The 16,779-nt window shown below is 72.0% G+C and carries 14 protein-coding genes and 1 pseudogene; 9 read left to right on the top strand and 6 right to left on the bottom strand.

What is annotated here, in order from left to right; translation table 11 throughout:
- Nucleotides 1-18: 18 nt before the first annotated feature.
- Nucleotides 19-1,053, top strand: coding sequence for an alpha/beta fold hydrolase (locus ABD841_RS13470; RefSeq protein WP_344971162.1), 1,035 nt, complete (start codon nt 19-21; stop codon nt 1,051-1,053).
- A 143-nt stretch (nt 1,054-1,196) separates the two neighbouring features.
- On the opposite strand, the gene ABD841_RS13465 is transcribed toward ABD841_RS13470, so the two are convergent.
- The 3 genes from ABD841_RS13465 to ABD841_RS13455 all read right to left on the bottom strand — a co-directional run bounded on the left by ABD841_RS13465 (nt 1,197) and on the right by ABD841_RS13455 (nt 3,701).
- Complete coding sequence (locus ABD841_RS13465) at nt 1,197-2,063, bottom strand: HAD family hydrolase (RefSeq protein ID WP_344971160.1); 867 nt, start codon at nt 2,061-2,063, stop codon at nt 1,197-1,199.
- A gap of 106 nt (nt 2,064-2,169) precedes the next feature.
- Nucleotides 2,170-2,754: a DUF5667 domain-containing protein gene (locus tag ABD841_RS13460; RefSeq protein WP_344971158.1), complete on the bottom strand. Its 585-nt coding sequence runs from the start codon at nt 2,752-2,754 to the stop codon at nt 2,170-2,172.
- 302 nt (nt 2,755-3,056) lie between these two features.
- Nucleotides 3,057-3,701: a sigma-70 family RNA polymerase sigma factor gene (locus ABD841_RS13455; protein ID WP_344971156.1), complete on the bottom strand. Its 645-nt coding sequence runs from the start codon at nt 3,699-3,701 to the stop codon at nt 3,057-3,059.
- 203 nt (nt 3,702-3,904) lie between these two features.
- Between ABD841_RS13455 and ABD841_RS13450 the strand changes: the two genes are divergently transcribed.
- Nucleotides 3,905-5,923 (top strand): putative quinol monooxygenase, encoded by a 2,019-nt coding sequence (locus ABD841_RS13450; protein WP_344971154.1) that lies wholly within the window; start codon nt 3,905-3,907, stop codon nt 5,921-5,923.
- Here ABD841_RS13450 and ABD841_RS13445 read toward each other — a convergent pair.
- Nucleotides 5,913-6,161: a glutaredoxin family protein gene (locus ABD841_RS13445; RefSeq protein ID WP_344971152.1), complete on the bottom strand. Its 249-nt coding sequence runs from the start codon at nt 6,159-6,161 to the stop codon at nt 5,913-5,915. The two genes, ABD841_RS13450 and ABD841_RS13445, sit on opposite strands and share 11 nt — an antisense overlap.
- Before the next feature lie 456 nt (nt 6,162-6,617).
- On the opposite strand from ABD841_RS13445, the gene ABD841_RS13440 reads away from it, so the two are divergent.
- The 7 genes and pseudogenes from ABD841_RS13440 (at nt 6,618) to hemL (ending at nt 15,066) form a co-directional block, all read left to right on the top strand.
- On the top strand, nt 6,618-7,325 hold the full coding sequence (locus ABD841_RS13440; RefSeq protein ID WP_344971150.1) for a redox-sensing transcriptional repressor Rex: 708 nt from the start codon (nt 6,618-6,620) through the stop codon (nt 7,323-7,325).
- Between the two features lie 142 nt (nt 7,326-7,467).
- On the top strand, nt 7,468-8,784 hold the full coding sequence (locus ABD841_RS13435; protein WP_344971148.1) for a glutamyl-tRNA reductase: 1,317 nt from the start codon (nt 7,468-7,470) through the stop codon (nt 8,782-8,784).
- Between the two features lie 44 nt (nt 8,785-8,828).
- The gene (hemC, locus tag ABD841_RS13430) at nt 8,829-9,701 is read left to right on the top strand and encodes a hydroxymethylbilane synthase (RefSeq protein ID WP_425581984.1); all 873 of its coding nucleotides are present in this window, start codon (nt 8,829-8,831) and stop codon (nt 9,699-9,701) included.
- Nucleotides 9,698-11,278 (top strand): bifunctional uroporphyrinogen-III C-methyltransferase/uroporphyrinogen-III synthase, encoded by a 1,581-nt coding sequence (locus tag ABD841_RS13425; protein WP_344971144.1) that lies wholly within the window; start codon nt 9,698-9,700, stop codon nt 11,276-11,278. Before hemC ends, ABD841_RS13425 begins: the two co-directional genes overlap by 4 nt.
- Before the next feature lie 329 nt (nt 11,279-11,607).
- Nucleotides 11,608-12,594 (top strand): porphobilinogen synthase, encoded by a 987-nt coding sequence (gene hemB, locus ABD841_RS13420; RefSeq protein ID WP_344971142.1) that lies wholly within the window; start codon nt 11,608-11,610, stop codon nt 12,592-12,594.
- A gap of 140 nt (nt 12,595-12,734) precedes the next feature.
- Nucleotides 12,735-13,408 (top strand): annotated as a pseudogene (locus tag ABD841_RS13415) (bifunctional DNA primase/polymerase).
- Nucleotides 13,409-13,770: 362 nt separating this feature from the next.
- A complete protein-coding gene (gene hemL / locus ABD841_RS13410) occupies nt 13,771-15,066 on the top strand; it encodes a glutamate-1-semialdehyde 2,1-aminomutase (protein WP_344971140.1) in 1,296 nt (431 codons plus the stop codon).
- Nucleotides 15,067-15,174: 108 nt separating this feature from the next.
- On the opposite strand, the gene ABD841_RS13405 is transcribed toward hemL, so the two are convergent.
- A complete protein-coding gene (locus ABD841_RS13405; RefSeq protein ID WP_344971197.1) occupies nt 15,175-15,648 on the bottom strand; it encodes a Uma2 family endonuclease in 474 nt (157 codons plus the stop codon).
- 165 nt (nt 15,649-15,813) lie between these two features.
- On the bottom strand, nt 15,814-16,734 hold the full coding sequence (locus ABD841_RS13400; protein WP_344971138.1) for an EamA family transporter: 921 nt from the start codon (nt 16,732-16,734) through the stop codon (nt 15,814-15,816).
- Nucleotides 16,735-16,779: the final 45 nt, after the last annotated feature.

The raw sequence follows: 16,779 nt of genomic DNA, 5'->3' as shown, positions 1-16,779 counted from the left end.
CGAATGTGGGGAGTGTTCATGGGCGCAGGCCGTACCGCGAGAGGGGCCGCCGTCGCCGGGCTGGCGGTGGGCGCGGCGCTGGGCGTCGCCGCGCGGCGGCGCAGGGCGAACGCCGGGGTGGTGCTCGGCGGGCACCACGGGCGGGCGGTCACGGTCGTCACCGACGACGGTGTACGGCTCGCGGTCGACGTCGAGGAGGCCGAGGCGCCCGAACTGGCCGTGGTCTTCACGCACGGCTGGGTGATGAACCGGCACTGCTGGCACTTCCAGCGCGAGGCGCTCGCCGGCCGGGCCACCTTGATCTTCTACGACCAGCGCGGGCACGGCGCCTCCTCGGCGGGAACCGTCGACACCTGCACGATCGACCGGCTCGGTGACGACCTCGCCGCGGTGATCGAGGCCACCGTGCCCGAGGGACTGCCGGTGGTCCTCGTCGGCCACTCCATGGGCGGCATGACGATCATGGCGTTCGCGGCGCGGCATCCGGAGACGCTCACCGCCCGCGTGGCGGGCGTGGCGCTGCTGAGCACGTCGTCGGGGCGGTTGCGCGACAGCACGTTCGGGCTGCCCGGTCCGATCGGGAGGCTCGCCCCCCGCGTCACGCCCATCGTGTTCGAGCGGATGCTGGCCCGGGGGGCGCTCATCGACCGCAGCGCCGCGCTCACGTCGCGCACCAACCTGCCGGTGACCCGTTACGTCGCCTTCGGCCCCCGCGCGCGCCACCACCACGTGCGCTTCGTCAACGACATGGTCGTGGCCACCTCGACGGAGGTGATGGTCGGGTTCTTCCGCGACTTCCTCGTTCACGACAAGCTGGCCGCGCTGGCCGCGCTCGCCGAGGTGGAGACGCTCATCATGGTGGGCGACCGCGACCGCCTCACGCCGCCGGCGCACAGCCGCCGCATCGCCGAGGCCCTGCCCGGAGCCAGGCTCGTGGTGCTCCCGGAGGCCGGACACATGATCGGCCTGGAGCGTCCCGAAGCCGTCAACCGGGCGCTGTCCGACCTCCTCGATCGGGCCGCCGCGCGCGTGACGGCCTCGCCGCAACGGTAGCGGCGGCCGTACGGGCCAGGGCTGGAGCCGGGGCGACACCGGCCGGGGCGGTCGCGCGGCCGTAACGGTGGCGGCGGCCGGACGGACCAGGGCCGGAGCGGCCGGGCGCGTCCCGGAGCGAGACGGAGCGGGGTGCGTCCGGGTCAGCCGGAGCGGTAGTGGCGGCGCAGCGCGATGGCGGCGGCGACGCCGCCCGCGACGGCCCCGGCGCCCGCGGCGATGGGCAGGCCGATCATTGTCGCCTTGCGGCCGGTGCGGAAGTCCTTGATCTCCCAGTTGTGCTCGCGGGCGTAGTCGCGCAACTCGGAGTCAGGGTTGATCGCGGTGGCCCGGCCGACCAGGGAGAGCAGCGGCAGGTCGTTGGCCGAGTCGCTGTAGGCCGAGCAGCGGGTCAGGTCGAGCCCCTCCCTGCGGGCCAGGGCCCGGACGGCCTCGGCCTTGGCGGGGCCGTGGAGCAGGTCGCCGACCAGCCGGCCGGTGTAGACGCCGTTCTCGGTCTCCGCGACGGTGCCCAGGGCGCCGGTCAGACCGAGGCGCTGGGCGATCACACGGGCGAGCTCCACCGGGGTGGCGGTGACCAGCCAGACCCGCTGGCCGGCGTCGAGGTGAGCCTGTGCGAGGGCGCGGGTGCCGGCCCAGATGCGGTCGGCCATCACCTCGTCGTAGATTTCCTCACCGAGCCGGACGATCTCCTCGACCTTGTTGCCCGCCACGAAGGCCAGCGCGGTCTCCCGGGCCTCGGCGATGTGCTCGGGGTTCTCGTCACCGCGGACGCGGAAGGCCACCTGCCCGACCGCGAACCTGAACAGGTCCTTGGTGGTGAACAGGCCGCGCGAGGCGAGACCACGGGCGAAGTGGTAGATGGAGGCACCGCGCATCATGGTGTTGTCGACGTCGAAGAACGCGGCGGCCACCGGATCGGGCTCGGCCATCGGCATCGCGACGGCGGCGGCGGCCGCCACCTCTCCGGCCTTCTGCGCTTCGCTCCGCCGTCGTAGTAGCCGCCTCATAGCACCTCAGCTTAACCGGGACAGGGGGGTGGGATCGGTAGACGCTGTGTTAGCGGAATGTGACGTCTAACCCTCGCGTGACATCGCGCGGGGCCGCCGGGCCGGGCTAATCCGGCGGGGCCAGGCCCTCGATGTAGTTGAGGTAACCGTTGGCCCTGCGCTGGTCCTCTGCGTCCATTTTAGGGATCATTCCCGCGATCTGGTGGCGTTGCTTCTGGACGAAGCGCTTGAGCTGTTTGGTGCTCGCGGCGTCGCGGCGCCGTACCCGGGCGAGGGAGGTCACCGCGGAGCGGGTGGTGTCCTCCATGTCCTGGAGGGTCTCTCCGATCATGTCCTCACGCCCGCCGGAGCCCAGGAGTTGCTCGACCTCGTGGGCACGGGTCTCCGCGTACCCGAAGGACCGGCCGGCCCGCTGGGCGTCGTCGGTGCTCAGGTGGAAGAGCGTGCTCTCGGCGGCGCGTTTGAGCGGGTAGAAGGTGTCGCCGGGCATCGCCTGGTAGGTCCAGACGCCCGAGACGATCATCGAGGCCACCAGGACGGCGCTCAGCAGGTGCGGGAACAGGCTCGCGCGGCGCCTTCGCCGGGAGCGGGCGGGCGGCGGCTCCGGGAGGGTGGCGACCGGGGCGGCGGCCTCCTGCATGAGCTGCTCACGTAACCGGGCGCGGAACTCGGGACGGGGACCGGCTGCCATACGGGTACCGAGACGCGCGACGCGACTCTGGATGCGCGCCTGCGATCTCCGCGAGATTCCGGGCAGCCACTTACCCATGAACGCTCCCTGCCGCCCCCAGCTCATGCATCTGTCGGTGTCACATGCCTAACGACGACGTGCCACGTCAGGTTACGCGACGGGCGGCCGCCGGCATGGTGGGCGCGGGAGCCGGGACGACGGCCGGACGGCGGGTCCGAAACGGATTACGGAACCGTGTTCAACCGCGGGTACGACCAGCCGGGGAGGGCGCGGTCACCCGAGGTCGGCCGGGGAGGGCGCGGTCACCCGAGGTCGGCCGGGAGGGCGCGGCCCAGTGCCCGGATCGCCCGGAACTGCAGGGCCTTGATCGCGCCGCTCTTCTTGCCCATGATGAGCGCGGTCTCCGCGAGCGACATGCCGTGCAGGAAACGCAGCACCACGCACTCCTGCTGCTCGGGCCCGAGGTCCCGGACGGCGCTGAGGACCCGGTCGTTGACCATCGCGGCGACGACGGCGTTCTCCGGGATGTGCCGGCCGTCGAGCGGAGTGTCGATCACCTCGGCCGTCGAGACCTCCAGGCGGTACCTGCCCGACTTGAAGTGGTCGGCCACCAGGTTCCTGGCGATGGTCACGAGCCAGGCCCCGAAATCACGTCCCTGCCAGGTGAAATCGGTGATCCGGCGGAGCGCGCGGAGGAAGGTCTCGCTCGTGAGGTCCTCCGCCAGCGGATGGGATCCGACCCTGAAGTAGACATAGCGGTAGACCAGGGCGAGGTAGCGGTCGTAGAGCGTGCCGAACGCCTCCGTGTCTCCTGTCTTGGCACGCAGAACGAGCCTGCGGAGGTCATCCGAGGTGTCCTCGTGTGCGGCGAGTTCGTTGCCGCGGACAGACTGGACCGCCGCGGCGGTTGTGGGGAGGTGCCCGGCGAGCGGCCACGTTTCTGGCATCCGGTATCCCTGAGGGGAAGGGGGTACGGCGTGCTCGATCACTCTAGAAATCAACAGGAAAATCCACAATCTACTTTGAAACGTCGTTACTAGGGGTAATCGCCGGATACGGTGTGGGGCCGGTCGTTCGGGGCTGGTCCGGTGAGCTGACTGCTGATTCGGCTACCGGTTGGGGGGTAATGTCCGGCAGCATTGGAGACACCATGGAAGTCCTCGTCGCTGTCATCGCCTTTGCGGGTGCCTTGCTGGCGGTCATCGCCACCGTCGCGCTCATCAGCCGTCTCCGCAGTGAGCCCAAGGGTTGGCTGATCGCCTGGAGCATCACGACGGCGTCGCTGGCCGTGTCACTCGGAGTAATCGCCACTGGTCATCTGGCCGGATTTGGGGCCGGAACATTCCGCATTTATCAGCTGACCGGTTCTCTTCTGGCACCCCTGTGGCTGGCCGTCGGGGTCATCCAGTTGCTGGCGCGCAAGGGCGCGGCCAGGTTCGGCTCATGGCTGCTGGGCATCGCCTTCACCGTCATCGCCTCGGTGATCCTGTCGGTCGACCCGGTCGCCAAGGAGACCGAGCTCGCCAAGTTGCTCCCGCCCGGCAGCCGTCACTGGGGTCCGCCGCCGACCTTCCTGCTCCTGGCCGTGCATGTGATCGTCGCGCTCGTGCTGCTGGGGGGCATCGTCCTGGCGGTCATGCGCCGGCGCGGCGGCGACGACTACGACGCCGACAACATGCACGCCCTGCTGGTGCTCGGCCCCACCGGCCTGGCCGCCGTCGGGGCGGTGAGTTTCGCGGTGGACGGCATGTTCACCGCGCTGTTGCTCCTCATGACCGCAGCCGCCGTCTGGTACGTCGTGCTTCGCCCGCTGGCGCCTTACGAGGACGAGGACGAGGACGAGGACGACGACTGGACCCCCCGTCCGATGCCCCCGCGGACCCCGGACATGCCGCCCCTCGACGTCCAGGTCGCCGGTCGGGGCATGTCCCCGCAGAACTCCTCGCCCCGGGCCGTTCCCGCCGAGTCACCCCGCCGTTCCGGCCTCGGCGACCTGGTCGCCGAGTACCGCGCGGGCGAGCAGGAGGCCGACTACGCGACCCGCATGCGGCAGCAGCGGCCCGCCGCGTCCGACGACGGGTTCGACGGTCCCGCGACCGGGATGTTCATGGCCGGCGAGTACGGCATGCCGCCGGCTGACCGGCGTCCGGACGGCAACCTCTTCGACGCCTTCGGGTCCGTCGACGACGCCGGCCGTCCCGGCGCCTCCGGTTCGGGCGGTGCCCTCGGCCCCGGCGGTGCCCTCGGCGCCGGCGCCGGTGCCTCTGGTTCTGGCAGTGTCTTCGGCGCCGGTGCCCCCGGTCCCGGCGGTGCCCCGGGCGGTCGCGGCGGCTTCGATTCGCCCCCCGAGACCGGCCAGTTCGGCATTCCGGTGAGCGGGCCCGAGGCCACCCGGTTCGGCATGTCCGCCGATGGCCCCGCGACCGGCGAGTACGACATCCCGGCCAACGAGTTCGGCAAGCACGGTGCTTCGGGCTCCCGCAGGCGTGGTCCCGGTACGGGCGAGTTCGGCCGGCCGGTGGGCCCCGGTACGGGCGAGTTCGGCCGGCCGGTGGGTCCCGGGGAGCCGGGCAGGCGGGGCGGCCCCGTCACCGGGGAGTTCGCCATGCCCGACGGGCCTCTCTCCGGATCCGGGGCCAGCCTCAAGCCGATGCCCGCCGACCAGGCCTTCGGCGCGCCTCCCCGGCGCGAGGGTCCCACGGGCTCCCACGGGTACGGGCCGGGCGCCGACTCGCGAGGCCACGAGCAGGGGTTCGGCGGCGGTCCCGCGACCGGCTCCACGCATCCGGCGGGGCCGGGTGGGAACGGCGACCGCCCCGGCGGCTCCGGTCGCCCCTCGCCGAACATCTTCGGCCTGCTGACCGTCTTCACCCTGCTCGACGGGACCGGCGAGGCGTTCGACCGGCTGGCCGAGGAGACGGTCGAGACCGTCCGCCGTTCGGAGCCCGACACGCTCGTCTACGCCTGTCACTCGGTGAAGTCGGCGCCGCTGCAGCGCATCGTCTACGAGCTCTACCGTGACCAGGTCGCCTACACCGAGCACCAGCGCCAGCCCCACATGGAGCGCTTCGTCACCGAGCGTCAGCCGATGGTGCTCGCCACCAACGTCATCGAGCTCACGGTGAACGCGGCGAAGGTGGTGCCGCTGCCGACGGCCTTCACACTGTGAGCGCGGCGCGCAGGCGGCTCTCGTCGACCCGCCAGAAGTCGTGCTGGACGCCGTCGATCAGGGTGACCGGGATCATGTCCCAGTAGCGGGCCCGGTCCTCCTCGGAGGCGGTGATGTCGCGCTCCTCCCAGGGGACGCCGAGCTCTGCCGCGACGCGCTCGATCACCGCCCGCGCGTCGTCGCACAGGTGGCAGCCGGGCTTGCCGAGCAGGGTGATGCGGTGGTCTCGCGGTGACATGACCGCCACGGTAGCCCAGTCGCGAAGCCGTGTCCGCCGGTGCGGGCCGCGGCCGTGGCCCTCGTTCCGCGTGAGCCCGGTGCGGCGAGCCGTGCCGGAGTTCCGCGCGTGCCTGGCCGCGGTCTCTCGCGTTCCGTGCGAGCCCGGTGCGGCGGACCGCGTCCGGTGCGGTTCCGGAACCCGTGGCCGCGTCCGGTGTGGTTCCGGAACCTGCGGGTCGTGTCCGGTGTGGTTCCGGAACCCGTGGCCGCGTCCCGATGAACCCGCAGGTACGCCGGGGTCGTGAAGATCTTCGGTGGGGTCGGGCGGCGGACCGGCGGGGGACGAGACCAAGATTGTGAACACTCACTTTGTGCACCGGTTCACAAAAGGACTAACCTGAATGACAGTGGCCTCACCTCGTCATCCGTCGCGTCCGGGCCGCGCCGGCCGCCTGTCCCCCTGGAGCTCCGGCACGTGATCCGCCGTCTGTCACAAGCCCGCGAACGCGGCATCCCCGAGGCGACCGTCGCCCGGCTGCCGCTCTATCTGCGAGCGCTGAACGGCATGGCCGAGCGGGGCCTGGCGACCGTGAGCTCGGAAGACCTGGCCGTCGCCGCGGGCGTCAACTCCGCCAAGCTTCGCAAAGACCTGTCCCACCTCGGCTCGTACGGCACCCGCGGGGTCGGCTACGACGTCGAATACCTCATCTACCAGATCTCACGTGAGCTAGGCCTCACCCAGGATTGGGCCGTTGCCATCGTGGGAGTGGGTAACCTCGGGCGTGCGCTCGCCAACTACGGCGGGTTCGTCTCCCGCGGGTTCAGGGTCGCGGCGCTTCTCGACGCCGACCCCGACGTGGTGGGCGACCACATTGCGGGATTGAATGTGGAGCACATCGACGAGCTGGAAGCCGTGATCAGGCGGCGGGGGGTGTCGATCGTGGTGCTCGCGACACCGGCCGCGGCGGCCCAGCAGGTGGCCGACCGGGTCGTCGCCGCCGGGGTCACCAGCATCCTCAACTTCGCCCCTGTCGTTCTCTCTGTGCCAGAGGGCGTCGATATCCGTAAAGTCGACCTATCGATTGAATTGCAGATCCTGGCGTTCCATGAGCAGCGCAAGACGGATCGGATGAGTGGGGGGCCCGCGATGGCCGAGGAGTGGCCCGAGGCGGTGGACCTGTGACCGAGGGACCTGTGAGCAAGCGCGGCACGCGCGCCGGCGGACGAGGCGTCTTCCCGGTCCTCCGCACGGGCACGACGAGCGTGGCGGATCGCACCCGTTCCCGTGAGGATCGCACCCGTCCCCGTGAGACGGGAGAGGGCCGATGAGCGTCCTCGTTGTCGGCCTCAGCCACCGGACGGCTCCGGTGGCGCTTCTGGAGCGCGTCTCCGTCTCCGGTGACGCGCTGGTCAAGCTCCTCCACGACGTGCAGCGCGACGCCCACGTCGCCGAGGCCATGGTCGTCTCCACCTGCAACAGGGTCGAGGTCTACGCCGACGTCGACCGTTTCCACGCCGCGGTGACCTCGCTCTCCCGGCTGCTCAGCACGCACTCCGGCGTCCCGATGGAGCAGCTCGCCGCCCACCTCTACGTGCACTACGAGGACCGCGCGGTCGAGCACCTGTTCTCGGTCGGCTCCGGCCTCGACTCGATGGTGCTGGGCGAGGGCCAGATCCTCGGCCAGGTGCGTTCGGCGCTCAAGCTCGCGCAGGAGGAGGGCACCCTCGGCCCGACGCTCAACGATCTCGTCCAGCAGTCGCTCCGGGTCGGCAAGCGCGCGCACACCGAGACCGGCATCGACCGGGCCGGTGCCTCCCTCGTCGGCGTGGGGCTCACCCTCGCGGAGCGCGTCCTGGGCCCGATCCAGGGCAAGCGCGCCCTGGTCGTCGGCGCCGGCTCGATGAGCGCCCTGTCGGCCGCGACCCTGCAGCGCGCCGGCGTCACCGACATCGTCGTGGTCAACCGCACCCACGACCGCGCGGTGCGACTGGCGCAGACCGTCGGCGGCCGGGCCGCCGAGTTCGGCGAGCTGGCCGCGGAGCTGGCCCGGGCCGACCTGGTCATCTCCTGCACCGGTGCCACCGACGTGGTCATCACGGCCGACATGGTGACGCCGCACGAGATGTTCCTGCTCGACCTCGCGCTGCCCCATGACGTCGACTTCGCCGTGCGGAACCTGCCCGGTGTGACCCTGGTCGACCTGGAGTCCATGCAGAACGACGCCGTCGACGCCGACACCGACGACGGCGGGCGCGCCGAGGCGGTCGCCGCCGTCCGCGGCATCGTCGCCGAGGAGGTCACCGCCTACCTGTCGGCCGAGCGGGCGGCGCGTGTCACGCCGACCGTGGTCGCGCTGCGGAGCAAGGCGGCGCAGGTGGTCGAGGCGGAGCTCGGACGGCTCACCGCGCGGGTCCCCGAGCTCGACGGGCGCGTACGGGACGAGGTCACCCAGACCGTCAGGCGCGTGGTCGACAAGCTGCTCCATGAGCCGACCGTGCGTGTCAAACAGCTGGCCGAGTCGCCGGCAGGCGATCATTATGCGGAAGCACTGCGCGAGCTGTTCAATCTGGATCCGAAGGTGCCCGACGCGGTGCGGCGCATCGAGAAGAGCGAGCCGGGCAGGAAGGAGGCAGGGCTGTGAGCAGTGTTCCCCCTCCGCTCAGACTGGGCACCAGGCGCAGCGTCATGGCGACGACCCAGTCGGGTCTGGTGGCCGAACGGTTCACCGAGCTGACCGGCAGGGCCGTCGAGATGGTCGGTGTCACCACCTTCGGCGATGTGACCAGGGCCGACCTCACGCAGCTCGGCGGGACCGGCGTCTTCGTCAGCGCGCTGCGCGACAAGCTCATCGAAGGTGAGATCGACTTCGCGGTCCACTCGCTGAAGGATCTGCCCACCACGCCCGACCCGCGCGTGGTCATCGCGGCCATCCCCCCGCGTGACGACCCCAGGGACGCCCTGGTCGGTCCCGTGAAGCTGGCCGACCTCCCGTCCGGAGCGAAGATCGGCACGGGCTCCCCCCGCCGGATCGCCCAGCTCCGGATGCTCCGCCCCGATCTGGAGTACGTCCCGATCCGCGGCAACGCCGACACCCGCATCGGCAAGGTGGCCTCCGGTGAGCTCCAGGGGGTCGTGCTGGCCGCCGCCGGGCTCGGCCGGCTGGGCCGCGAGGCCGAGATAGCGCAGATCTTCGAGATCGAGGAGATGCTCCCCGCTCCCGGCCAGGGCGCGCTGGCAGTGGAGTGCCGCGCCGACCGGGCCGACCTGGTCGAGCTGCTGGGCGTTCTCGACGACCCCCGCACCCGCGCCGCGGTCACCGCCGAGCGCGCGGTGCTCAACGCCCTGGAGGCGGGGTGTGCGGCTCCGGTCGGCGCGTACTCGGCCGATCGCGGGCACGACCTGATCCTGACCGCCGCTGTCGTCGCCGTCGACGGCAGGCGGGCGGTGCGCAAGTCCACCGCCGGCGCCTCCTCGGCGCCCACGGATCTCGGCCGCGACCTCGCGGCCGAGATGATCGCCGAGGGAGCCGGCACGTTGATGGGGGAGCAAGCACATTGAGCTCCGGAAGTACCACCTTTGAGCGCCCGTCAGGGTTCGTCGCCTTCGTCGGTGCGGGCCCCGGCGACGAGGGTCTGCTGACGCTCCGCGGCGCCGACCTGCTCTCCAAGGCCGACCTCGTCGTCCTCGACCGGGAGGCGTACGATCCGCTGCTGCGTCACTGCCGCCAGGACGTCCAGGTCGTCGACGCCGCCGAGGAGGGCGCCGTCGCCGTACGCGCCGTCAGGACGGCCAAGGACGGCGGCTGCGTCGTGCGCCTGTGCGCGGGCGACCCCATGTTCTTCTCCTCGATCACCGAGGAGGTCGCAGCCTGCGCCAAGGCCGAGGTGGACTTCGAGATCGTCCCCGGGGTGCCCCCGGCGACGGCGGTGCTCACCTACGCCGGGATCCCCGCCGCGGTGTCGGTGCCGGAGTTCCGCGTCGTGGACGCCACCCTGGTCGACGACTGGTCCACGCACGCGGCCGGGGCGGGCACCCTGGTCATCTACAACGGCGTCGCCGAGGCCGTGGCGATCGGCAAGGCCCTGATCGCGGCGGGCCGCCCCGACTCCACGCCGGTCGCGATCAGCAGCGCGGGCACCACCACCGAACAGCACACCGTGGTGACCACGCTGGGCCGCATCGCGCCGGACCTCAAGCACGCCGGGATGACCGAGCCCGCCCTGATCGTGGTCGGCGAGGCCGTCGGCATGCGCGACAGGCTGTCGTGGTTCGAGACCAAGCCGTTGTTCGGCTGGCGGGTGCTCGTGCCCCGGACGAAGGAGCAGTCGGCGGCCCTGGTCGAGCAGTTGCGCTCCTACGGAGCGGTGCCCGAGGAGGTCCCCACGATCTCCGTCGAGCCGCCCCGCACCCCGCAGCAGATGGACCGGGCCATCAAGGGCCTGGTCACCGGGCGCTACGAGTGGGTGGCGTTCACCAGCGCGAACGCGGTCAAGGCCGTGCGCGAGAAATTCGAGGAGTACGGCCTGGACGCCCGGGCCTTCGCCGGGCTCAAGGTCGCCGCGGTGGGCGAGGCCACCGCGCGGGCGCTGATCCAGTTCGGGGTCAAGCCCGATCTGATGCCGTCGGGCGAGCAGTCGTCGGAGGGCCTGCTGGCCGAGTGGCCCCCGTACGACTCGATGCTCGACCCGATCAACCGGGTGCTGCTGCCGCGTGCCGACATCGCGACCGAGACCCTGGTCGCCGGGCTGATCGAGCTCGGCTGGGAGTGCGACGACGTGACCGCCTACCGCACGGTCCGCGCCGCGCCGCCGCCGGCCCCCACCCGCGAGGCCATCAAGGGCGGCGGTTTCGACGCGGTGCTGTTCACCTCGTCGAGCACCGTCCGCAACCTGGTCGGCATCGCGGGCAAGCCGCACAACGTCACGGTCATCGCCGTCATCGGCCCGCAGACCGCCAAGACGGCCGAGGAATTCGGGCTCCGCGTCGACGTGATGGCCGACAAGCCGTCGGCTTCCGCCCTCGCGGCGGCGCTGGCGGAGTACGGTGCCAAGCAGCGCCAGGCGGCCCTCGCGGCCGGAGAGGCTCCCCGCAGGCCCTCACAGACCCGGCGGGGAGCCCGGCGCCGCGCCAAGTAACCTTGATGCGGTGGCCGCCCGCGTACGGCGGGCGGACCGCGCGCCGGAATCGACCGGCGAGCCGGAATCGACCGGCGCGCCGTGACATGCGGCACGCCGCGGCGAGCGGCGGGCCGTGCGCGAAGCGGCACACCGCGGGTGGCACGTCGCACCCCACGGTGCGCCGCGTGCCAGGGCGTGCCGTGTGCCGGGGCGCGCCGCGACGAGCGGCGGGTCCGGTGAGGCGGCGCGCCGCGCCGAGACGCGCCGTGCCGAGCGGTGCGCCAGAACAGACACCGAGCTCCTCCGGCCCGCACGTCCCCTACCGGCCGGGGGAAGGGGGAGACATCATGACGGCCCAGTTCCCTGTCGCGCGCCCGCGCAGGCTCCGCCGTACGGCATCCATGCGACGGATGGTCGCCGGCACCCGGCTGCACCCGGCCGAGCTGGTGCTGCCCATGTTCGTGAAGGAGGGCATCGACGAGCCGCACCCGATCGGCTCGATGCCCGGGGTCTTCCAGCACACCCGTGACTCGCTGCGCAAGGCCGCCCACGACGCGGCCGAGGTCGGGGTCGGCGGGCTGATCCTGTTCGGTGTCCCCGCGGTGAAGGACGCCCGCGGGTCGGCGGCCGACGACCCGGACGGCATCGTCCAGCGAGCCGTCGCCGACCTGGTCTCCGACGTGGGCGACACGATGGTGGTGATGACCGACACCTGCCTGGACGAGTTCACCGACCACGGGCACTGCGGCATCCTGACCCCGGACGGCGAGGTCGACAACGACGCCACCCTGGAGCGCTACGCCGCCGCCGCGGTGGCCCAAGCCCGCGCCGGGTCGCAGGTCATCGCGCCCAGCGGCATGATGGACGGCCAGGTCGCGGCCATCCGCGCCGCGCTGGACGCCGACGGCTTCGAGCAGATCCCGATCCTGGCCTACTCGGCCAAGTACGCCTCGGGCTTCTACGGCCCGTTCCGTGAGGCGGCCGAGTGCGCGCCCCAGTTCGGCGACCGCAACGCCTACCAGCAGGACCCGGCGGGCCCGGTCGGGGAGGCGCTGCGCGAGGTGCGGCTGGACCTGGCCGAGGGCGCCGACGCCGTCATGGTCAAGCCGGCCCTGGCCTACCTCGACATCCTGCGCCAGGTGCGGGACGCCGTCGACGTGCCGGTGGCGGCGTACCAGGTCAGCGGTGAGTACGCCATGGTCGAGGCGGCCGCGGCGAACGGCTGGCTCGACCGGGACCGGGTGATCATGGAGTCACTCATCGCGATCCGCCGGGCCGGTGCCGACATGATCCTGACCTACTGGGCGACCGAGGTGGCGGCCCGGCTCAGGTGAAATCCGCGGCGCGTACCGAGAACTGGGGGTTTGCCGCCTCGCGGGGAACGTCGTGCGTTAGAGTGCGAAGACCGGTGCGGATGTGACCCAGGTGACGAGGCCCTGGGTGTTTCGACATTCCCGCTGACCAAAGTGTGGAGATGTCTTCGTATCCGGCTGGCACCCGGGATGCGCGGACGACGGAGGACACGATGGTGGGGGTACCGCTGGTTCGTCGAGGCAAGCGACGTGCCCATCCGAAACAGACGATCAACGCCGTGCTCGAGTACGCCGCCCTGGGCTGGGCGAGTTGCCCCGGCGCGCGGCCGCTGCGGGGCGGTTCCCGCGCCTGCTCCTGCGACCGCGTCGGCTGTCCCGACGCGGGCGCGCACCCGCTCTCGCGGGCCTGGCAGATACAGGCGACCACCGACCCCGCCCTGCTCACCCACTGGTGGCAGTACGAGCCCGAGGCGAACGTGATCCTGCCCACCGGCCGGGTCTTCGACGTCTTCGACGTACCCGCCGCCGCGGGGCGCGCCGCCCTCGCCACCATGGACTCCGCCGGAGTGACATCGGCGACCGGGTCCTGTTCTATGTGGCCACCCGCAACACCGCCGAGGACGAGGACGAGTGGTGGTCCTGCGCCCTCGACTTCGGCCCGTCCACGATCGAGGAGATGCCCGGGCTGCGCTGGCACTGCCGCGACAGTTACGTCCTCGCCCCGCCCTCGACCCTGCCCGGCGGCGCCTCCGCCACCTGGCTCCGTCCCCCGGACGGCCGCCCGCTGCCCGACCCGCTCCGCGTCCTGGACCGGCTCGCCGACGCCTGCGAGTGACCGCGGACCGCGGGCGCCGGACGGGGTACGCCGGGGCCGGGCGGGCCGGAGGCCGGGGCCCGAAGGGGGAACGGATGCCCGCCGGACGGGGAGCCGGCGCGGAACGGGTGGTCCGCGAACGGCGGGCGGAGGCCGGATGGCCGGGCCGCGAACGGCGGGCGGACGCCGGGTGGACCTTCACCGTCCGGTCATCGGTTGGTCATCGGCATGCGAGTCTCTCTCATACGGCGCGCGTCCCCGGCGGATAGGCGCCGGTCCGGACCATGCGAGCTCCCTCCGTTGACATGAGGGCGCGGGACCTCGACATGCGGCCGTCTCGCCTGCGGGGCGACCCGCACGTCCCCGTGACTACCCTTGGGAGCGTGAGCCGTACTGAGAACTCCGAGGGCCTGTTCGCCCGCGCCCGCGAGATCGTCCCGGGAGGCGTCAACTCCCCCGTCCGCGCCTTCGGCGCCGTAGGCGGCACTCCGCGCTTCATGGCCTCCGGCCAGGGGCCGTACATCACCGACGTCGACGGCAACCGCTACGTCGACCTGGTCTGCTCCTGGGGGCCGATGATCCTGGGGCACCGGCACCCCGCCGTGATCGAGGCGCTGCAGGAGGCGCTGCGCGACGGCACCTCCTTCGGCACGGCGACGCCCGGTGAGGTCGAGCTCGCCGAGGAGATCGTCGCCCGGGTCGACCCGGTGGAGAAGGTCCGCCTGGTCAGCTCCGGTACCGAGGCCACCATGTCCGCGGTGCGCCTGGCCCGCGGCTTCACCGGCCGGTCGAAGATCATCAAGTTCGCCGGCTGCTACCACGGCCACGTGGACGCCCTGCTCGCCTCGGCCGGCTCCGGCGTGGTGACCTTCGGGCTGCCCGACACCCCCGGCGTGACCGGCGCCTCGGCCGCCGACACGGTGGTCCTGCCGTACAACTCGATCGAGGCGGTCACCGAGGCGTTCCGGGCGTTCGGACCCGACATCGCGTGCGTGATCACCGAGGCGTGCCCGGCCAACATGGGCGTCGTCCCGCCGCAGGACGGGTTCAACGCCAAGCTTCGGGAGCTCTGCACCGCGCACGGCGCCCTGCTGATCATCGACGAGGTGCTGACCGGTTTCCGGGTCTCGGAGGCCGGGTGGTACGGGCTGGACCCGGTCGAGGCCGACCTGATGACCTTCGGCAAGGTCATGGGCGGCGGCCTGCCCGCCGCCGCGTTCGGCGGTCGCGCCGACATCATGGCCCACCTCGCCCCCGAGGGGCCGGTCTACCAGGCGGGCACCCTGTCGGGGAACCCGCTGGCCTGCGCCGCGGGCCTGGCCACGCTGCGCGCCTGCGACGAGGGCGTCTACGACCGGATCGACGCCGCCGCGCTGGTCATCGGCCGTGCCGCCGCCGACGCGCTGGCCGCGGCCGGGGTGCCGCACCGCCTGCAACGCGCCGGGAGCCTGTTCTCCATCTTCTTCACCGACGAGCGGGTCACCGACTTCGCCACCGCCCAGAAGCAGAACACCGCCGCCTACCGGGCGTTCTTCCACGCCATGCTCGACCAGGGCGTCTACCTGCCGCCCTCGGCCTACGAGGCGTGGTTCCTGTCGGCCGCCCACGACGACGAGGCCCTGTCGCGCATCGCCGAGGCCCTCCCCGTCGCCGCCAAGGCCGCCGCCCAGGCGTCCTGACCGCCACCCGGCCCGGACCGATCGTTACCGCGCCCGGCGGGCCTCCTGCGGAGGCGTCAGGCGCGGCGGGTCCGACAGCCCGGGCTGACCGCCCCTGTCCCCGGTCGCCTACCGGGGCAGGGCGGTGAGGTCGATGTCGATCGGGAAGGGGACGGGGACGGTCAGCCGTCCGTGGTGGATGCCGGTGAGGGCGTACACGCGGGTGGCGGGGTCGAGCTCGCAGACGTGGACGACCGGGGAGCCGTCCATGTTCTCCACCCGCCAGAAGTGGGCGATGCCCGCCTCGGCGTAGCGGGACGGCTTGGTCTTGCCGTCGTGGTCTTCGGACTCGGGGGAGACCACCTCGACGGCGAGCCGCGCTTCGGCGGGGGTGTAGAAGGTTCGCTCGTCGTCCTCGGCCGCCGCCGCGTCGACGACGAGCACGTCGGGACAGGGACGCATCCGGTGGCCGAGCTTGACGTCCATCCGGGTGACGGCTGCCAGATCCTCGGGGACCTGGGCGTTCAGGACGACCCGGAGGCCGAACAACACGCGCTCGTGGAAGCGCTTCTGGGGGGACGTGAAGACGAGGGCTCCATCGATCAGCTCGACGTGCTCGAAGAAGTCGGGTTCGCCGTTGGGGCCCTCGGCCGGCAGGTGATCGAGGTCGTCGGCGGTCCATCCCCGGGGAGGCGGTGACGGTCAGTAGCCGAGTGCGGCGCTCACGTCGGTCACCGTAACATCGTCCCCGTCACCCGGCGTGCTCATTCACATCGCCTTCGTTGCCCTCATTCCATTGTCGCCTGATTCGCCCCGGACTGGGGAGAACGTGGGAGAGGGACGGAGAACGCGGCGGGGGCGGGTGCCGGCGTAGAGGACGCCGGAGAGGATCAGGACGGCGGCGACGAGCTTGAGCGGGGAGATCGGCTCGCCGGTGAACAGGGCGGCCGAGGACATGCCGAACACCGGCACGAGGAGCGAGTAGGGGGCGACCAGCGAGGCGTCGTAGCGCTGGAGCAGGAAGCCCCAGACGCCGAAGCCGCCGAGCGTGGAGATCAGTGCCACGTAGAGCACCGACAGGCTGCCCTCCACCGAGAACTCCAGCCGGGGAACCCCCTCCACCAGCAGCGACAGGGTCAGCATGGGCAGGGCCGAGACCGCGCTGAGCCAGACCATGAAGCGGAACGGGTCGGGCGGCGCGGCCTTCCTGACCGCGATGTTGCCCGCGCCCCAGAAGAACGCCGCGGCGACGATCAGCAGGAACGCCCCGATGGGCCCGCCCGTGCCCAGGTCGGCGGCGATCAGCGTGAGCCCGGCGAACGCGACCGCCATGCCGGTGACCCGGCGCGCGGTGACCCGCTCCCGGAGCAGGACGACGGCCAGGACGAGTGTGAAGACCGCCTGTACCTGGACGACGAGCGAGGTCAGCCCGGCGGGCATGCCCGCCCGCATGCCCAGCAGCAGCAGGGCGTACTGCCCGGCGCCCAGCGTGGCCCCGGCGGCGAGCACTCTGCGCCAGGGGACGCCGGGGCCGCCGACGAACAGCAGCGCGGGGAAGGCCGCCACCAGGAAGCGGAGCGCGACGTAGAACAGCGGCGGGAAGTGCCGGAGCCCGACCTCCATGACGACGAAGTTGAAGCCCCATACGGCGGCCAGGCCGATGGCGAGGAGGAGGTGGCGGGGACGCATGCTGCCATCCTCTTTTTCGATAATATTTCAGCACAAGTGAGATTT

The organism is Streptosporangium fragile (genome assembly GCF_039534445.1).
Lineage (GTDB): Bacteria > Actinomycetota > Actinomycetes > Streptosporangiales > Streptosporangiaceae > Streptosporangium > Streptosporangium fragile.
Note: the sequence above shows the minus strand (reverse complement) of the source record. Positions and strands in the feature narration are given on the sequence as shown.